Consider the following 18177-nt stretch of genomic DNA (forward strand, 5'->3'; position numbering starts at 1 on the left):
CGAGAGCGGTGTGCGTACGCGCCATACGACCACCTTTCTCTGAGCGGCAGATCACTCTTTTGGTTGGCTTTTCGGGAAAGGGTTTTTTGCCATCGCATTTTTAGATGCTTGCGTCTCATTAGACGATGAGTGTCATGCGCCTGTAGCAGGAAGGGTCTTGGAGTTCTCTCGCTCCATCGCTGTGCAACGGTAACTGTTTTTGTTAGCACCGTCCGGTTTTGCAGCGATCTTGCCGATGTGAAAGGAACCTGCAATGGCATCGTTCGTGCCCGAAAGTCTGAAGCAGTGTGGCCCCATGGCTGCACCTTTTGCTGTTTCCTTCCCGTCTGCGCAGGTGATGGGCGATACACGACTCAGCGAAGCGGAACTGGGTCGCTCCGGGATTTTCGTGGTGCTCGCGTGCTAGCGCACCAGAACGAGGGGCAAGGTGTGCGCGAGCTCCTGAGCATCGAACAGCTGTCGGTCAGCTTTGGAGCAACCAGAGCCGTGCGAGCGATCGATCTTCAGATCCGCAGGGGCGAAGCCGTCGGCATCATTGGAGAGAGTGGATCGGGAAAGTCAGTGACCTGGCTCGGCACTCTCGCTTTACTGCCGGCCAGTACAGTGATCTCGGGGAGCGCCCGGCTGAACGGCCAAGAGCTCCTCGGGGCGTCGAGCAAAAGCCTGTCGCGCATTCGCGGCAAGCGGATCGCGATGATCGTCCAGGATGCCCAAAGCGCACTCAATCCGGTTCTGACGGTCGGTCGCCAGGTGATCGAGGTCCTGCAGCTGCATCGCGGCATGGGCCGCGCGGCCGCGCGGGCCGAAGCCAAGCGCCTGTTCGATCTCGTCCGTATTCCCTCTGCCGCGCGACGGCTCAAATCCTACCCCCACGAACTATCGGGCGGACAGAACCAGCGGGTCATGATCGCCATGGCATTGGCCGGCAGGCCTGACTTACTGATCGCTGATGAGCCGACCACAGCGCTGGATGTAACCGTCCAGGCGCAAATTCTCGATCTCTTGCGCGATGTCCAGCGTGAAACCGAAATGGCTTTGGTCTTGATTTCGCACGATCTCGGCGTGATCGCCGAGGTCTGCAGCCGCGCCTATGTGATGTATGCCGGCCGGGTTGTTGAGGCCGGGCCCGTCGACCACTTGTTTGCTGCACCACGTCACCCTTATACGCGCAGCTTGCTCGAGGCGCTTCCAAGTTTTGATGGGCCTTTGCAGCAATTAAACGGCATTTCGGCAGCTGTCACCAACGGACGCTTTCCGCACCAAGGCTGTCCCTTTGCCCCGCGATGCCGACATCGTGCCGGCATCTGCGACCACCTGGAACCCGATCTCCGCACCGACCGCGACGGCTGGCTGGTCGCGTGCGTGCGGGCGGATGACGCCAAGCCTTTGGAGATCGTGGCGTGAACGATGCACTTCTCCTGGCCCAAGGTCTTGCAAAGACCTATCCCTCATCGGGCAGTCCGTTCGCGCCGCGGCATCGGGTGTTGGCCGTCGATGGGGTTTCGATTTCGCTAGCCAAGGGCGAGACGCTCGGTCTGGTCGGAGAATCCGGTTCCGGGAAGTCGACGCTCGGACGCCTGGTGCTCGGCCTTGAAAAGCCAGATGCGGGCCTCGTTAAATTTGACAATGACGTCATGCCGCCCAGCAAAACTGCAGCCTGGCGGCGGCTGCGCGCAAGGATGCAACTCGTCTACCAGGATCCGTTGGGAGCACTGGACGGGCGGCTTGCCGTTGCTGAACAGGTCGCTGAGCCGCTCGTCATTCATGGTGTTGACAAGGCGGCGAAGCGGATGGCCCAAGTGGCAACACTTCTGGCGCGCGTGGGTCTCTCCGAGGAGCATGGGACCCGCTTGCCGCATGAATTGTCGGGCGGCCAACGACAACGTGTGGTGCTCGCACGTGCCCTGGCAACGTCGCCGGACCTGCTCGTATGTGACGAGCCGATATCGGCGCTCGATGTCTCGATCCAGGCTCAGGTGATCAACCTGTTTGCCGAGGTCCAGCATCAGTTCGGGGTCGCGATGGTGTTCATCAGCCACGATCTTCGCGCCGTGCGGCAGATCAGTAAGCGTCTCGCGGTCATGTATCTCGGTCGGATCGTCGAGGAGGGGGCAACCGATGACATCCTGCAGGCGCCGCTTCACCCCTATACACGTGCCTTGGTCTCGGCCGTGCCGGACGCGCGTAAGCCGAGGACACGACGGATCACCCTCGCGGGTGATCCGCCGTGCCCGACTGAGCGCCCTGGCGGATGCGATTTCCATCCGCGCTGCCCCCTTGCTCGGCCAACCTGCCGCCATCTGCGGCCCATGCTCCTCAACAGCGGAGTTGCTGGCCGCAAGGTCGCCTGCCACCTGGTTAGCGAACCAGAGCTGCTTCAACTGGCGAGGGCGCATTGATGGCTTGGTTTGCTCTGACGCGGCTCGCGCGCACAATGATCACGATTGTTGTTGTGGTCGGTTTTGCATTCATTGTGCTGCGCCTGTCGGGGGATCCGGCGCTAGAGATCCTCTCCAATGATGCATCGGCACAAGCCCGTGAAGCGTTCCAAAAAGCTTGGGGACTCGATCAGCCAATCTGGGTACAATTCCTGGACTATGTGGCGCATGTCATTACTGGCAGCTTCGGTAATTCGATGCGCGAAGGTCGTGACGCGCTTGCCGTCGTCGCGGAGCGTGTTCCTGTCACGCTTATGCTTACAGTGCCCGCGCTCTTCATGAATGTGTTCATCGGTATTCCGGCGGGCATCTTAGCTGCGCTCCGCCGCAACAGCGTTCTCGATCGCGGCATCATGCTTGTGGCGGTGGCAGGCTTCACGATCCCCTCCTTTGTCCTTGGTTTACTGCTTGTGTTGGTCTTCTCGGTTTGGCTCTCTTGGCTGCCGTCCGGCGGTGCACGCAGTTGGCAGCACGCCATCCTCCCGGTCCTCACGCTGGGAGCCGGCAGCGCAGCGGTCCTTGCGCGTTACACCCGTAGCGCCATGCTGGACGTACTGGAGCAGCCCTATATCCGCACCGCAAGGGCCAAAGGCGTGCCGGCCCACTCGATCGTGTGCCGGCATGCTTTGCCCAACGCGGCAATCCCGACGGTCACGCTCTTAGGCCTCATGGTCGGACAGCTGATCGCCGGCGCGGTTTTGGTCGAAAGCGTGTTTTCATGGCCAGGAGTCGGCAGGCTGCTGGTGTCTTCGGTCGCTAGTCGTGATCTGCCCATTGTCCAATGCGTGCTCTTCCTCATCGCCGTAGCCATGGTGACCTGCAACCTTGCCGTCGACCTCCTTTACGGCCTGCTCGACCCGCGAATCCGGCGGGGAGGGCATGCATGATGCTGCAGAGGATCATAGCCGAACCGTTATCGTCGAAGCTGAATGCCGCGCGAGCGCCAAGCACACCGCTCGTTATCCGCCTCGCGTTCGCATATCTTCTCCTTCTGGGGACGACCGCCTTGCTGGCGCAATTGGTTATCCCCTATGACTCGGCAGCGATCGATCTGAAAGCTCGTTTGTCGCCGCCGATCGGATGGGGCGGCTCGCTTGCTCATCCGTTCGGCACGGACGAGCTTGGACGGGACATGTTGTCCCGCTTGGTCTTGTCCATCCAGATGAGCGCTTTCATCGGGCTTGGTGCGACTGGTGTCGGAGCGGTGCTCGGCACCACGCTCGGATTTGTTGCCGCTCATTTTCGTGGTTGGATCGAACAAGCCATCCTGGCCCTGGTCGATTTCCAGGCCACAATGCCATTTCTGATCCTGGCGCTCGCGGTGCTTGCCTTCATCGGAAACTCGCTTGCGGTCTTTATCTGTCTGCTTGCGCTGCATGGATGGGAACGTTATGCGCGGATCGCCAGGGGCCTTGCGATTAGCGCCAATGCTCAAGGTTACGCCGGCGCCGTCCGCCAGCTCGGTGCCCGTCCCCTTCACGTCTACTGGCGCCACATCCTTCCCAACGTGGCCGCGACGCTGATCGTATCAACGACCATCTCGTTTCCAGAGATTATCCTGGTCGAAAGCGGCTTGAGCTTTCTTGGCCTCGGCGTGCAGCCGCCATCGACATCGCTGGGCGCCATGGTGGGCTACGGCCGCGACTATCTCGCCCGCGCTCCTTGGATTTTGATGATTCCATCAGTCGTCATATCGCTGATGGCGCTATCGGTCTCGCTCATTGGCGACTGGCTGCGCGATCGCCTCGACGGCACGCTCTGATAGCTGTTTGCGCTCTTTGCTCTATCAAGAAAGGACGTCCCATGCCCGGCCTGAGTAGAAGGTCCCTGCTGAAGGCTGTTACGCTTGGAGCTGCGGTGCCTGAATTGGCTTTCGCCCAATCAGGGCGACCCAGGATCGTCGTCGCTGTGCCGACGCAGCCGGACTACGCGGACCCGGTGATGCTCAACAACACGCCGGCGCTACGGATGCTCTCCAATGCGTTCGATGGCCTGCTACGCATCGACTTTAGCCACAACATGGCCGTCAAACCAGCCATCGCGGAAAGTTGGCGACGTATCGACAGCACTAGCGTCGAATTCACGCTCCGCCCCGGCGTCAAGTTTCACGATGGCTCGACCGTAACTACCGGCGATATCGTGTTTTCGCTTGGCAAAGAGCGAAGGCTCGGTCCTACCCGGACCGGCAATACGATCGCCTCGCAATACCAGCAGAATATCGCCTCGGTGCAGGCGACGGGACCGAGCACAGTCCTTGTCACGACAACGATTCCCGATCCCGCGATCGATAAGAAGCTCGCCGCTTGGAGTGCCCAAATCGTCAGCGAAGCAGCCTTTCGCAACGCCGGCAGCTGGGAAAACTGGTTCAAGGCGCCGATCGGTGCTGGTGCGTATCGTGTGATGTCCAACCGGAAGGATGTCAGTCTGATCCTCAAGTCTCACGATGAGTATTGGGGCGGCCTTCCGCCATTCGCCAGCATCGAGTTCCGGATCGTTCCTGAGGTTGCTTCGCGGGTCAATGGCCTTTTGGCGGGCGACTATGATCTGATATCGGATCTACTGCCGGATCAGTTCGAGTCCATTGAGACCTCCCGGTTCGATGTTGTCGGGGGTGCCATATCCAATCTGCGCGTGCTCGCGATCGATACGACCGCTCCATGGCTATCGGACCGGCGTATTCGCCAGGCGCTGAGCCTTGCGATCGACCGCGAACTCATCATGGCGCAGCTCTGGCGAGGACGAATCGATGTTCCACATGGGGCGCAATATCCGATATTCGGGGACGTCTATGATCCTACCTTTCCTGCACCTGCCTACGATCCCGACAGGTCACGCGCGTTACTGCGCGAAGCCGGCTACAATGGCCATCCAATTGCCTACCGTCTGCTCAACAATTGGTATCCAAACCAGGTGCTGACGGCGCAAATCTTGGTGCAGATGTGGAAGGCTGTCGGCGTCAACGTCGTGCTCCATCAGATGGAGAATTTCAGCCAGGTCTACACAAAACCATTGAGCGCGATCTGGGATGAATCCTTTCTGCCATCCTGGCCCGACCCGACCTCCATGGTCTGGCGTCAGTACGGCCCAGGCGGCGGCCAGCACGCCCTCAAGATATGGGATTCGCCGCAGTATCAGTCGATCGGCGCCGCTTACGCGCAATCAAGCGATGGCCAAGAGCGCAAGCAGCTCGCCCGAGCTGCCCTCAAGATCTTTGCAGAAGAAGTACCCTTCATCATCCTGCACAACAATGGCGCTTTCTACGCCAAGCGCCGGAAGCTTGCCTGGGAGCCCTATGCTGCCCTGGTCATGGATTTCGGGCCTTTCAACCCAGCAAACAGCGCGAGACAATGAAAATCATCCAGTTGACCGATCCACATCTGGTCCCGAGTGGAAGCCTGCTGCGAGGGATTGACCCGCAGGCCCGTCTACGAGCTTGTCTTTCCGAGATCGAAGTCTACCATTCCGATGCGGCAGCGCTGGTCATCAGCGGCGACGTCACCGATCGGGCGGATCGAGCGTCCTATGAACTGTTCCGAGATGTCGTGGCGGAGTTCTGCTTGCCTCCGCTGCATATCACCGTGGGTAACCATGATCATCGCAGCGTATTCGGCGCGATCTTTCCAGAGCATTTGGCCGCTGACGGTTACGCCCACAGCAGATTCGATCTGCAAGATCATGTTGGTCTTCTGCTTGATACCTGGGCCGTCGGAACGCATGGCGGTGCGTTTGATGCTGTGCGCCTCGAATGGCTCAGGACACAGCTTACGGAGAGCCATAAGCCAGTTTTAATGTTCATGCATCATGCGCCAGTCAAAGTAGGGCTGAAGCGGCTCGATCAGATCGCGCTGCAGGGCGAGGAAGAACTTTGGGATGTCATCGCCCCGTTCAGCTCGCGCATCCGCCACATGTTCTTTGGCCACATGCATCGAAATGTCGCCGGCTCCTGGCGAGGCATCCCATTTACAGTCGCGGCCGGCCTGACCCATCAAGTCATGCTGGATTTTCAGACTGACATCGTCCGCCATATCGAGGTCGAGCCATACTTCAGTATCATTTTGGTCAGCGGCCGCGACGTCGTGGTGCATCCCCACGCGATCCGGGACGCCAAAATCATCGACATCATTCCGGACACGACACTTCCGTCCTGCTCTCCGTGACAATTCCCGAGGAAGCAGAGCTTGGAGCGAGTTTGATGGCGCTGGTGCAGGGCAAATAGTCAAAATCAACGTCCCCTCAGGTGGCTATGGACATGGCCACCCTGTTATTTGCCGGATCATCACGCCGCGGCATCCGCAGGCTCCCCGCCTTTGGCGCGCAGTGGACGATTCCATCATACAAATTTATGACCGAAGTTGCTATTCGGACAGATCTTGGATGGTTTCCGGTCCGGTCGAAAAAAGCAGGCACCAGAGCCGATGACGACATCCAAACCTGTCGAGGACGCATGTCGAACCGCATTGGCGCTACGACCCGATCCGGTAAAGTCCAATCCATGCATGCATCTGATATCTAGATCAATCACCAGCATTGGTAGTTGGCTTATCGCTGCGAACCTCGTCTGGTGTGTCTGCGTCCGCCAGACGCGCAACGCGTCCGCCTCGGCTTTGAATCGGCGCCATACCAGCTGGACATCCTCCGCGACTCTTTTGCTCCCGCAAGCGTCAGATATCTGGAAATGAGGGGCTTCACCGCGCTGCGATCATGAGCCTGGGTTCTTTGATCGGCGTGGTCGGCTCGGATCGGGGATCCGATCAAAGGTTCTGTCACGGTGACCACGATCTGGTGCCGAGTAGCGTGGATCCTCGTGAACGTGAGCTGCCATGAGCACATCAAGCCCGATCGATCCCGATAACATTGGCTCGCCTTGTAGCTGTCTTTCAACATCGGCCGAGCGAGATCTTTGATGAGCAGCATGTGTGGATTTGTGGGTCGCATTGACGGATCGCTGATGAGACGAATGGGACGGCTGCTCCCGCAAGGCGGATCAGAGGTTCACATTTGGGAATATGGTCCGGCGCACTTCGCTATCCGCGCTGGCTCTGATGGTGGCCTGGCGCGTTCGGGCAATACGCTGATTGCCTCTACGGGGCATCTGCTTAATGCGGAAGGGGTGTCACTCTCCGTGCATGACGTCGCGGAGGGCTATCGAAGACAGGGCATCCAGTTTTTTGATGACTTGGATGGACATTACGCGATTGCCGTCTGGGATGCCTCGCTTTGCAGTTTGGTCCTGGCCCGTGACCCGTTCGGGGTGATGCCGCTCGTCTTTGCACAGGGAAAGGACTGGACCGCCTTTGCGACGCACTATAAGGCGCTTCTTGCAGTATCGCAGATCAGCTCCGAACCTGACCTGCCGGCGATCAATACGTTCCTTTACAACGGTTGGGCCCCCCCTGGTCGAACCTTTTTCAACGACATTCGGCCAGTCTTGCCCGGCAGCGCCGTCATCGTCGGCCTAGAGGCGCCGAAAATTGTCCGCACAAAGCCCCGGCCTTGCGAATACGAGGCGCCGAGCCAGCCCGTCTCGCCCAAAGCTGTCCTCGAAGCGGTCGAAAGATCTGTCAATGCGTATGCCCATGATGCAACTGGCAGAATTGGTGTGTCGCTGAGTGGCGGCGTCGATTCGGCGCTCATCGCGGCTCTGCTGCGCAAGCGCCTACCTGGAACGCGGTTGTGCACCTTTACGGTCGGACACGGCGAGTCCGATCCGGATATTGCTGGTGCGCGGCAGACGTCGTCGGTTCTCGGAACCTGTCACCACGAGATCATCGTCAGACCGAAAGATCTGATCGAGCTGCTGCCGACGACAGTCTGGTGCTTGGAAGACCCAGGTGGCTATGATGAGTTCCCGCAGCTCTATGCGTTGGCGCGCGGGGCGGTCGGGAAGGTCGACACGCTGTTTTCAGGAAATATGTGCGACACACTGTTTGCAGGAATGCCCGCGCATCGCCGACTATGGCTTGGACGTCATGTGCCCGGCGCCAAAAGGCTTCTGCGCGAGCTGCGCTCTGCGGAGTGCTCGGGCACGCTTCCGGCTTCTTGGCTGGCCCGTGCGATCTTCCGTGCAACGAAAGGCAGCCACCCTTTGCCAGCGCCGTGCAAAGCCGGTCAGAACCAAAGTCGCCTGGCAACAGAAGAAATGACCTTTGTTGATGAAGACGCGCCGCTTTTCCGGATGTTGGGCTCAGCATTGGCTTCATGGGACAATAGGATGGGGGCGCAGGAGGTGCTCGCGGCGGAGTTTGGCCTTAAATCTTGCATGCCTTACGCCAGTAAGCACCTGATAGATCTAGCGCTCCGAATCCCCGATCGCCAAAAGGTTGGTCCAACTCAAGTGAAGGCGATTCTCCGCAAGGCTGCGGAGCTCGTTCTTCCGCGCGTCGTCACGCACAGAAAGAAGTATATTCAACAGTTTCAGTATGACGCCGACATGGCCGATGTGATCGACGATTTGTATTCGCGGCTGTTCGCCCCGGGCAGGCGAGCCCGAGTTAGGATCGTCAACCTGGCAGATGTGGAGCGCCTGCTGAGACGCGGAAAGCGGCCCTACCAACCTGTCGAAGTTCGTTGGCTTTGGAATGCGATAACCGCGGAAATCTGGACGCAGCAATTTGTCGACCGCCGTGAGGACTTTCTCGGTGATGCGAGGAAGGATATCGGACCAATCTCACTATAGCCAGAGGAAGGCGATAACAGCTCGGCCGGCGGTGCGGCGCTTTCCAGGCGCACACGACCGATCGCGGGAACCAAAACAGCCCGCCCCGGGACAATGGCTTGTGATTTGCAGTGCGCGGGCTCCATGACGTCGAACACTCCATTCGCAATCTTGCCAATGGCCGGTAATGCATCGTGAGCCGGTGAATTCTCGCGACCTATGTTCAGACATTGGACGTGTAAACCGGCTGAGTGTGCTATCCGTGGGCTGGAGCGCGTCGTCCCGTCCGGCTTATGTCGCCATCACGTTGTTCCGAATCAACCGAAGGATCAGCAACCAGACAATTGCCTCCTCGTAGTGCCCTTACTTTCCGCCGCACCAGATTGGTCGTGGGGCCAGCTGCGCCGGCACGGGACGGCCCGCTTAGCTGGGACTAGACAAGCTGATCGCTACCAGGGCCACCGAAAGCGCGATCGCTCCGATCGTTGCAATTGGAATTGCGCGGCCCTGTATCGCTGGAACCCGCACAAAGGTGGAGACGTAGAGAGTAGCAAGTGCTGTGAAAGCGAGAGCCAGAACTGTCGGGAACAATTCCGCCCAGATGAGTGGCCGAATCAGCAACATCACAGCCAATAAGGGCGTACCATACGAAACTGGAATTCCGATGAACTTCGCGTCAGCCGTTAGGCCGACATTTTCGAAATAGCTCAGCCTGATCGCACCCGACACGACGAGCACGAGGCTGGCACCAAACGAGATTCCCGAGCCGTCACCCACAAGGATGATAATGACGGCGGGAAACCAGACCCCATGTACAAAATCGGCAAAGCCATCGAAGCTTTGTCCGAACTCAGCCATTCCCGGCAGACGCATACGACGGGTCTTGCGAGCAATGTGCCCGTCCCAATGATCCAAAAACCATGTCCAAAGCATCGCGGCAGCGCCGAGCTCCGGTCTACCATTCAGGGCTAGGAAGACGCCGACGACTGCGAAGACATAGGAGCAAGCCGTGATTGCATTTGCACGATCAACCAGGTATTCAATCATCTCTTTGCTCCTGCTGTTTTCTATGTCCACTTGACGAGGTGCCTTGCTGCGGCAACGCTAGTCCGCCCCTGTCCTCTAGAGCGTAGATTTCTCCTTTCGATTGCAAGCAGGTCATTTCCTCATCAATCGCAATCAACAAATCTCGTTCTGGTTGCCCAGGCCCATCGCTTTCTCGAGCTTGGGCTGGCCTCGTACCTATTGCCCTTTGATCGGATCGAAGGAGAGGGAGTCCGCCAGGATAGCAAGGAGCACCAGCGGCGGAGCGCCAAAGTGGTGACCAGGCAATACTTGCCGTTGGTTGATCGACATGGACATCAGATCTGCAGGTCGATTGGCTTCGGCTCCGGTGTCCAAGCGGGCAATTTCTCACTTATTGTCTAAACTCGGTCGCTGCCGCAATACCGGCCGGCTCGCGAAGATGGTTTCGGCGATCTGCAGATCGACGGGTGTGTCGATCTCGTACCACTTAAGACCATCGCATCGGGCTGCCGCAAGCTGCAGTCCGCGCTGTTCAATCAGATAGGCGAGCAGTTCTTCAGTGTAGGCCCGCGTCGCGCCGGAGCCGATGATCTCGTTGAGCGCTCGAACAATCATGGTTCTGAGAGTCGAAGCCGCGAACCGCATCACATTGAGTGTTTTAAAGAGGGGCGGACGGTCGGCGGGGCGGCTTGCCGAGGTTTGCTTCATCCGGAACGCGGAAATCAGTCCGCTATCCGACAGAAAAACGGCGGATCCTTGCATGATTTCGGTAAAGGGAGCTACGGCGGCGGCATCAGGAGCCTCGCCCATCAAGCAGCGTAGAACATCCTCCTCGAAAAAGACGTCCCCTTCGAGCAAATAGCAGTCGCCCGACAGAAGTGAGTCTCGCGCGAGCCACAGCGAATAGGCGCTTCCGGTACGCTCGAATGCGGGCGTCTCGAGATAATTGATCTCCAGCGTGCCAAAGCGCTGACCGCACGCGTATTGAATGGCGTCCTTTCGATAGCCGACCACGATAGTGACGTCTTTCACCCCGGCTATGTCCAGATTACGCAGAGCATTGAAGAGGATAGGCGTGCCGTTGACTTCGACCAAAGGCTTTGGACGCAGATCTGTCAGCGGTCTCAGGCGCGAGCCGACACCAGCTGCGAGAATGACGGCCTTTCTTGGGGTATTACTCATTGTTTGTTCGCCCCAACTAACAGGCGTATCGGTTTCGCTGCAGAGCGTCAGGTGATGTGCGTATCACCTCTGTGAGATTCCAACTTAAGGTCCAGCCCCTGTTGGCCAAAGCAGAGTGAATGGGGCCAAACAAAATCATTGCTATCGCTTATTGGGCTGAAGGTACCGCTTCTCAGCCCTGGCGAGCTCATCGTATTGGAGCATGTCAAACACCTCTTCGAGGTCTGCGATATTCGGCTCGATCGTTGTCGCGTTCTCCTCAGCGAAGAGGCGGTCGCAGAGTTGCCGCATCGCGCTGACCGCGGCTCGCATGGAATGGTTGAACGATGACGACGGGCAGGCTGTTCTGCCAGGCGCGTGCGAATGAAAGAATTTCGTCTGCGGAGCTGCTTCGCGAATGAATGAGGATCGCATCCGCTCCGGCTTCCCTGTACGCGTGAGCGCGTGAAAGTGCTTCGTGCATACCATGGCCGGCGATGAGCGCTTCGATTCGAGCCACAAGGACGAGATCCGTCGCTAGCGTGTCCTTTACTGCCTGCAAGCGGCCACAGAACTCATTGACCTCCGCGAGGGGATGACGATTGCCGACAAAGGAGTTCATCTTCGGAAAGCAGCTGTCTTCCAGTGCAACACCCGCAGCGGCACGCTCACGGAGCTTACGAGCCAGTAGGCGGGCATTGTCGAAGTTCCCGAAGCCGCCGTCGCCGTCAACCAGGACAGGAAGTTGGCTTGAATCCACGATCCGCTCAACGGCGTCGACAAGCTGGCTCCACGATGCTTCGTTCGCGTCGCGGTAACCTAGAGAACACGCAATGGACAGACCGGACGCCCAGAGCCCCTTGAATCCTGAGCGCTGGGCGATTGTCGCGGACAGGCCGTCATGCGCCTCCATCAGAAACGAGAGCTCGCCATTCGAGCAGACCTGGGCACGAAGCATTTCGACAGGCGGCGGCGGAGTGCATTGATGACCTGCGTTGGGCCGAGCGGATTGTGGTTGATACTTCATACAGAAGTCCTGAGGCCGGCCTTCGATTGGCGCAAGCTGCACTGCTCATACTTTTTGTTGTGATGCCGATCAATGACCAGCGTTGGTAGTTGATTCGCACGTAAAAGCTTGCATGATCGCCATAGGATGGGCGCCTAACCCGGGGCTGTTGTGATAGGTGGATCCGAGCCGACACGTTGGAAAGGAAAGCTTTGGTGCAAATGAAGGATCTCGGCTCGCAAGCCGGGTGCTAGGGCCCTTCACAGAGCATTCACCCCTTGCGGGAGGGCGCCTGGCCAAAAGGTGATATCCAGCTCACACAGATGTTGAGCAAATATGGACTGCTATGGTTGTCGTAGTTGCTGCTGTTGCGTTTTCGACATATGTCGCAATCCGTCGATAGGGCTGCAGTTGGGTGGCAGTCTCCGGAGAAGTGAACCGGCAATCTCCCAAGATCTTGTCCTGCCGCGAGAGTTTGAGGTGCCACGGACTGGTATGGCATTTGCTGATCTCGTTCCACGTCCTCTCTGCTCCAGGAGAAACTCATGGCGGATGTGCAAGGGGTTGGTCTGTCGTCACGGGAAAGACAGTGCTTGCGATGGGTCGAGGAAGGGAAGTCATCCTGGGCCATCGGAGTCATCTTGAAAGTAAGCGAGAACACCGTCAACTTTCATGTCAAAAATGCAATGCGAAAGCTGGAAACGACCAGCCGTACCCAGTGCGTCGTCAAGGCGCGGCGGTTGCGTCTTATTGAGTAACGGCCGCCATTCCGCTGCCGCTGATGCAGATCTAGCGAAATGTAAGGGGCGACTGTGGGTTGCTCCAGCGCAATGCGAAGCGAATTACGCGACCGCAGCTGTATAGCCATACAGGCGCTGTTACTATGAATAGGGGCGTGCTTTTATTCGGTCGCCGATCGTCACTGCGGGCGCCGCGGACCACTAGGCGAGGTGAGATAATCGACGCATAACGCTCTTGAAAACGTGACTGCCGGTCGGAGCGCAGTGTCAACGTTGTGATCAATTGCGAGAATTGGTCGGTGACATCAATGGAACGTATCGCTGCGGGTCGCGCTGGCGTAGGCGACAATCAGAATTCTGAGCGTGAGATGACTCGCCGGGCCTTGTCTTGGCTGCCAGGAATCTTCGGAAGGGACACTATCCATGCGCCGGGCACCCAATTGACGAAGTCGGCTGGCGGGCTGCGCCGTGGAAAATGTCATGATCAATATACAAGATACGACAGGCCTCGGCTGGTCGGCAACCGAACTCGTTGGGCCAAGGCAGCAGGATCTTGCGTTGATGCTCAACCTTGAATTGCGTTTCATCGTCCGGCCGCCCGCTAATGGCCGGACGCATCGCGCGGCTGAACGACGACGCGTCAGCGTCGCGACAACCGCCAGCTGACCAGCCAGGTATCGCCGACGACCGGTCACCCACCGCCCGCTACACGGCGCAAGGGGAGCGATTGATTGGTGACGGGGTGACCTTCTCGGGGCGAATTGTCTCAAGTTCGCGGTCACAAGCACCCGAAGGACGCAGAACGCCAGTGGCGAGTTGCTAGCTCGTCTGTTCTTCACCGAGAGCGCGGACTGATAAGGAGGGAGCATAGGCAGCTGAGACGAACTTGTAGCAACGGTACGCTTTATTTTCGAGTAATTTGTGTTCATCGATCTGCAAGACGCCTCGCATCTTGCGAATCAGGGCTTGCTCCTCGAAGCGGATCAATGTTTCGGTCACCCCCGCGCGGCGCAGTCCCAGCACCGAGGACAGGTAATCGTGGGTGACTGGCAGCACGCGGGAGTCATCACCAGCAAGGCAAATCCAGCTCGCGAGGCGCTGTTCACGATGGTGCCGTACCCCGCACAATCCTGTCTGGACGCACTGAAATGTCAGCGCTTGCACGTACTCGAACAGATGGTCTCTAATCTCGGGATGCACTTTCATGATCCGACGAAGATCCTTGAGGCTTGTGGCTCTTTAGCCGGCACGCAGCTTGCAGTGGATGGTCCGCGACATAGCGCAAGCGGCGCTGTGTCATGCGCTTCCGTGCTTTCCGCCGCGTCTGCTTGACGCGCCAGGGCCCGCGAGCGTGGCCGCTGGACCTCAGCCGGAGCAAGTCCATGAAAACATCACTCTTGTCCGCTACGCTGCTTTCGAATCCCGCTTCACTTCCACGGGGCTTTCACAGGAGCGAACGGAACGGTGACTGATGACCCATTCCTTTGGCTCGAGGAGATCGAAGGGCCAGACGCAGTGGCTTGGGCCCGCGCCGAGAACGAGAAGACGCTCGGGGTGCTCCAGTCAGATCTTCGCTATCGGCACTTCTACGAACAGGCGCTCTCCATCCTGCAGGCCAAGGATAGGATCGCATACGTTTCGTTGGAACGGCGAGCTTTGGAGAATTTCTGGCGAGACGAGAACCACCTGCGCGGCATCTGGCGGCGCACCACGCTTAAGAGCTATCGTAGCCAAGACCCACAGTGGGAAACCATTCTCGACGTGGACGCCTTGGCGGTCGCCGAGAACAGGAATTGGATCTTTCAAGGTAGCAGCTGCCTTCCGCCTGAAGAGCGCCTCTGCCTGATTAGTTTTTCCGATGGCGGCAAGGATGCCGCGTCCATACGAGAATTCGACTGCGACGCCAAGACCTTCGTTGCGGATGGCTTTTATCTCCCAGAGGGCAAGCAGCACGTCAGCTGGGTCGATCGTGACACACTCCTTGTTGCACGTGACTGGGGCGAGGGGACTTTGACGCAAGCCGGCTACCCCTTTGTGGTGAAGGAGCTCAAACGCGCTCAGGCGCTCAGTGAGGCTCGCGAGATCTTTCGTGGCGAGCCCACCGACGTTTCGATGTCCCCCTTCGTGCTTCGTGACAGCGAGGGCAACATTCATGAGACCGGCGCGATCCGCGCAATCAGCTCTTTCGAGTCCGAGTATGTGGTCTTCCGCCCCAATGGGCCCGTCAAGCTCAATCTGCCGAAGAAGGCCGCGATGATCGGTCTAGTGGGTGGTCACCTGCTTGTAAGGCTTGATGAAGATTGGAGGCCGCCAGGCGATATCAGCTTCGCCGCCGGATCGCTGATTTCGTATGATCTGGCCGAATGGAAACAGGATCCGATGCGTGCCAAAGCCTCGCTCGTCTTCCAACCTGGGCCCCGCCAGGCCCTGAGCGGGTTAGGCGCCACAAAGAATTTGTTGATCCTGACGATCCTTGAGAACGTTCAGAGCAGAGCGTTCGCTTATAAGTACGATCACGGAGCTTGGTCCGCGGCGCCCATCCCGCTGCCGGAACATGCAAATGTCAGCCTGTTAGCCACCTCCGATGAAACGGACCGAGCCATGTTCGCGGTCTCGAGCTATCTCAGACCAACCTCAGTCTGGTATTTTGATGTCGAAAGCAAAAGCCTTGAGGAGTTGAAGACGACACCGGCTGCCTTCGATGCGTCCAATCATATCGTGGAGCAGCTCGAAGCCACTTCGCGTGATGGCACGTCAATTCCCTATTTTCTGGTGCGGCCGAAGAACGCAAGATTTGACGGGACGATCCCGACACTTCTTTATGGCTATGGCGGTTTCCAGGCTTCGCTTCTGCCCTCTTATCTGGGACCGGTGGGACGGCTCTGGCTCGAACAGGGCAATGCCTATGTCGTGGCGAACCTGCGTGGGGGCGGCGAGTTTGGCCCACAATGGCATCAAGCGGCCCAGACGGCAACGAAGCAGACGACATGGGATGATTTCATTGCCGTTGCCGAGGACCTGATCCGCCGGAAGATCACAAGTCCGAGCCGGCTCGGAATCATTGGCGGCAGCCAGGGCGGCCTGCTCGTTGGCGCCGCAATCACCCAACGTCCCGAACTCTTCAACGCGGCCATCATCAAGGTGCCGCTGTTTGACATGCTTCGATACACCAAACTGGGCGCAGGCGCCTCCTGGATCGGCGAGTACGGTGACCCTGCCATTGCCGAGCAGCGTGCGTGGATCGAAGGCTACTCGCCCTACCAGAAGCTGATGGCGGGCAAGACTTATCCCGCTCCCCTAATTCTTACCTCCACCAAAGACGACCGCGTGCATCCAGCGCACGGCCGCAAAGCTGCCGCGAAGCTCGCCGCGCTGGGCCAGCCTTACTTCTATTACGAGAACATCGACGGGGGGCACAGCGCCGCCGCCAACCTCAGGGAATATGCGCGTCAACTGGCCCTTGAATACACCTATGCATCGAGGCGGCTTTGTTCTGAGTAAAATTCGGTCAGCGGGCTGAGACCATTGGTTATCTCAACGTATTCACGGTGCTCAGCTGAATTCATCGAACCCAAGGCGAGAGAGCTGATGAGCCGCCGGCAGACGCGATGAAGGTCGTCAGATGCGCAAGTTACCGGTTTGAACAGCCTCCACCGCTGGCGAGCGGGTTTCCTGGCGTTCAACCACAACATGACGAGCGGGCGGTAAGTTGCCAGATGCGCTTCCTTGAGGATTGTCTCGCAGACCCCTGTTCGTCCGACATGGCCGGCGTGCGGCTAATATCTAAACGCGAACAGCTAAAGCGCAGCTCTGGGACTGTCTTCGTGCTTGAGAAAGCATGTCACGTAGCTCAATGCAGGCATGGCGCGGATTGATTATCCTGATCCCAGGCTGCGCGAAGGAGTTCACGGCCGCCCTGTCGTTCAACGACGATCAATCCCATTCGCTTTAGCTCGGCTCCGGATGAGCGCGGCGTGTTCGAGGCTCTGCAACTCTTCTGTAAGCCGCTAGCGCGCGACGAGTGAAGCGAAGGTCAAAACGTCATCCGGATCCTGAAGCCTTGAATCGAAGTGTGGTCGACGTCACGGCGCTTTCTGTCGTTTGCACAATGCGGCCGCAGATAGACCATGCGATAAAAAACGAGCATGTGACCAGCGCAGCGACGCTGGCGTCTTGCCGACCATCTTGATGGCCGGCAGACTCTTCGCTAGATCACAACGGTTCACTATGGAGATGCCGCCGTGGCAATGGGTATTGTGAAGTGGTTCAACTCGACCAAAGGTTATGGGTTCATCAGGCCTGAGGACGGAGGTCCCGATGTCTTCGTGCACATCGGTGCCGTCGAAAGGGCCGGTTACACCACTCTCGAAGAGGGGGCTCGGGTAAGTTATCAGCTCAAGGCCGGGCGTTCGGGCAAGATGTCAGCTGAGGATCTTCGGGTTGGCTGATCCGACTCGCCTCCGGAAACCGCTCTCTGCAAAGCGTGTTCTCGCACCTGTCCGGCGATGCCTTGTCGGGGCGCGCCGGGCGTTTGGCTTTTCGACGGTCTCTTCCAGCCATGAGGCTGTCTCGCAAACCGCATGACAGCGTTGATCTCTCGAGGCCGTCCACCGATCACTGCCGTCAGAGTTACAAGAGTTGCGAGCGGATCGCAGTGTGGGCGTGGCAAGATATTCCTGCGCCCCGAACTGTACGCTCGTGACCAACGCGCCGGGAAGTGCACGCCGCCGGGCTGGTGCTCCCCTGTCCAGGCGTGATGCATGTAGCTCATGAAGGTGCTCGCACAACCGGGTTCGTCCGTTATGGACCATACTGGCCGGCTGCGCTGAGGCAACAGCACACCCGCAGCAGCTTCTCCGGCGGGATCGACGGCCGCCCAATCGGCGAATAGAGCGCGGCAAACTCGCGCTCCAGCGTCGACAGCGCCTCGTTCACGATCGTCCGGATCGCTCGCAGCGGATGGTCACGCCGCACCCGAGCCTCCAGATCGACGTAGCTGAACAGCTCGCCCGTTCGATTGTCGCCGCCGCGCACGCATCATCTCCGAATCTCGTCGGAGCCAATGAATCACGGTCGCTGGTCGGCGGCGAGCACGTTTTTCAACTGCCTGCTAGAGGCGTACCTCGCACAAAGACTTTCGAGGATGAACGT

Annotated in this window: 14 protein-coding genes and 2 pseudogenes; 11 read left to right on the plus strand and 5 right to left on the minus strand. The window is 58.7% G+C overall.

The features are described from left to right. Positions 1–253: 253 nt before the first annotated feature. The 8 genes from AB7008_RS09760 (at position 254) to AB7008_RS09795 (ending at position 9114) form a co-directional block, all read left to right on the plus strand. Positions 254–406 (plus strand): hypothetical protein, encoded by a 153-nt coding sequence (locus AB7008_RS09760; RefSeq protein ID WP_370115733.1) that lies wholly within the window; start codon positions 254–256, stop codon positions 404–406. A gap of 23 nt (positions 407–429) precedes the next feature. Continuing rightward, positions 430–1404: an ABC transporter ATP-binding protein gene (locus tag AB7008_RS09765; protein WP_441258784.1), complete on the plus strand. Its 975-nt coding sequence runs from the start codon at positions 430–432 to the stop codon at positions 1402–1404. After that, a complete protein-coding gene (locus AB7008_RS09770; RefSeq protein WP_370115729.1) occupies positions 1401–2399 on the plus strand; it encodes an ABC transporter ATP-binding protein in 999 nt (332 codons plus the stop codon). The genes AB7008_RS09765 and AB7008_RS09770 overlap by 4 nt, the downstream gene beginning before the upstream one ends. Further along, positions 2399–3325, plus strand: coding sequence for an ABC transporter permease (locus AB7008_RS09775; protein ID WP_370115728.1), 927 nt, complete (start codon positions 2399–2401; stop codon positions 3323–3325). The genes AB7008_RS09770 and AB7008_RS09775 overlap by 1 nt, the downstream gene beginning before the upstream one ends. Then, positions 3322–4200, plus strand: a complete 879-nt coding sequence (locus tag AB7008_RS09780; RefSeq protein ID WP_370115726.1) for an ABC transporter permease — start codon at positions 3322–3324, stop codon at positions 4198–4200. Before AB7008_RS09775 ends, AB7008_RS09780 begins: the two co-directional genes overlap by 4 nt. 41 nt (positions 4201–4241) lie before the next feature. Further along, positions 4242–5789 carry an ABC transporter substrate-binding protein gene (locus tag AB7008_RS09785; RefSeq protein WP_041959870.1) on the plus strand — a complete coding sequence of 516 codons (1548 nt, stop codon included), beginning with the start codon at positions 4242–4244 and terminating at the stop codon, positions 5787–5789. Further along, positions 5786–6595 (plus strand): phosphodiesterase, encoded by an 810-nt coding sequence (locus AB7008_RS09790; RefSeq protein ID WP_041959868.1) that lies wholly within the window; start codon positions 5786–5788, stop codon positions 6593–6595. Before AB7008_RS09785 ends, AB7008_RS09790 begins: the two co-directional genes overlap by 4 nt. Positions 6596–7395: 800 nt before the next feature. Continuing rightward, the gene (locus tag AB7008_RS09795; protein ID WP_441258785.1) at positions 7396–9114 is read left to right on the plus strand and encodes an asparagine synthetase B family protein; all 1719 of its coding nucleotides are present in this window, start codon (positions 7396–7398) and stop codon (positions 9112–9114) included. A gap of 402 nt (positions 9115–9516) precedes the next feature. On the opposite strand, the gene AB7008_RS09800 is transcribed toward AB7008_RS09795, so the two are convergent. From AB7008_RS09800 to AB7008_RS09810, 3 genes and pseudogenes are all read right to left on the minus strand, one after another. Beyond that, complete coding sequence (locus tag AB7008_RS09800) at positions 9517–10140, minus strand: CDP-alcohol phosphatidyltransferase family protein (RefSeq protein ID WP_375790951.1); 624 nt, start codon at positions 10138–10140, stop codon at positions 9517–9519. Between the two features lie 366 nt (positions 10141–10506). Beyond that, entirely contained in the window at positions 10507–11301 is a 795-nt protein-coding gene (locus AB7008_RS09805; RefSeq protein ID WP_441258786.1) for a phosphocholine cytidylyltransferase family protein, read from the minus strand. A gap of 141 nt (positions 11302–11442) precedes the next feature. Beyond that, positions 11443–12238: pseudogene (locus tag AB7008_RS09810) on the minus strand (isocitrate lyase/phosphoenolpyruvate mutase family protein). A 593-nt stretch (positions 12239–12831) separates the two neighbouring features. Between AB7008_RS09810 and AB7008_RS09815 the strand changes: the two are divergent. Next, the gene (locus AB7008_RS09815) at positions 12832–13044 is read left to right on the plus strand and encodes a helix-turn-helix domain-containing protein (RefSeq protein ID WP_028153753.1); all 213 of its coding nucleotides are present in this window, start codon (positions 12832–12834) and stop codon (positions 13042–13044) included. A gap of 801 nt (positions 13045–13845) precedes the next feature. Here the strand turns inward: AB7008_RS09815 and AB7008_RS09820 are convergent. Continuing rightward, positions 13846–14232 (minus strand): Crp/Fnr family transcriptional regulator, encoded by a 387-nt coding sequence (locus tag AB7008_RS09820; RefSeq protein WP_240537804.1) that lies wholly within the window; start codon positions 14230–14232, stop codon positions 13846–13848. A 258-nt stretch (positions 14233–14490) separates the two neighbouring features. On the opposite strand from AB7008_RS09820, the gene AB7008_RS09825 reads away from it, so the two are divergent. Continuing rightward, positions 14491–16527 carry a prolyl oligopeptidase family serine peptidase gene (locus AB7008_RS09825; RefSeq protein ID WP_202949173.1) on the plus strand — a complete coding sequence of 679 codons (2037 nt, stop codon included), beginning with the start codon at positions 14491–14493 and terminating at the stop codon, positions 16525–16527. Between the two features lie 740 nt (positions 16528–17267). Further along, on the plus strand, positions 17268–17474 hold the full coding sequence (locus tag AB7008_RS09830; RefSeq protein WP_018645234.1) for a cold-shock protein: 207 nt from the start codon (positions 17268–17270) through the stop codon (positions 17472–17474). Positions 17475–17868: 394 nt separating this feature from the next. On the opposite strand, the pseudogene AB7008_RS09835 reads toward AB7008_RS09830, so the two are convergent. Then, positions 17869–18060 (minus strand): annotated as a pseudogene (locus AB7008_RS09835) (IS5/IS1182 family transposase); the annotation flags it as partial. Positions 18061–18177: the final 117 nt, after the last annotated feature.

It is taken from the genome of Bradyrhizobium sp. 521_C7_N1_3, from assembly GCF_052075975.1.
Classification (GTDB): Bacteria; Pseudomonadota; Alphaproteobacteria; order Rhizobiales; family Xanthobacteraceae; genus Bradyrhizobium; species Bradyrhizobium japonicum.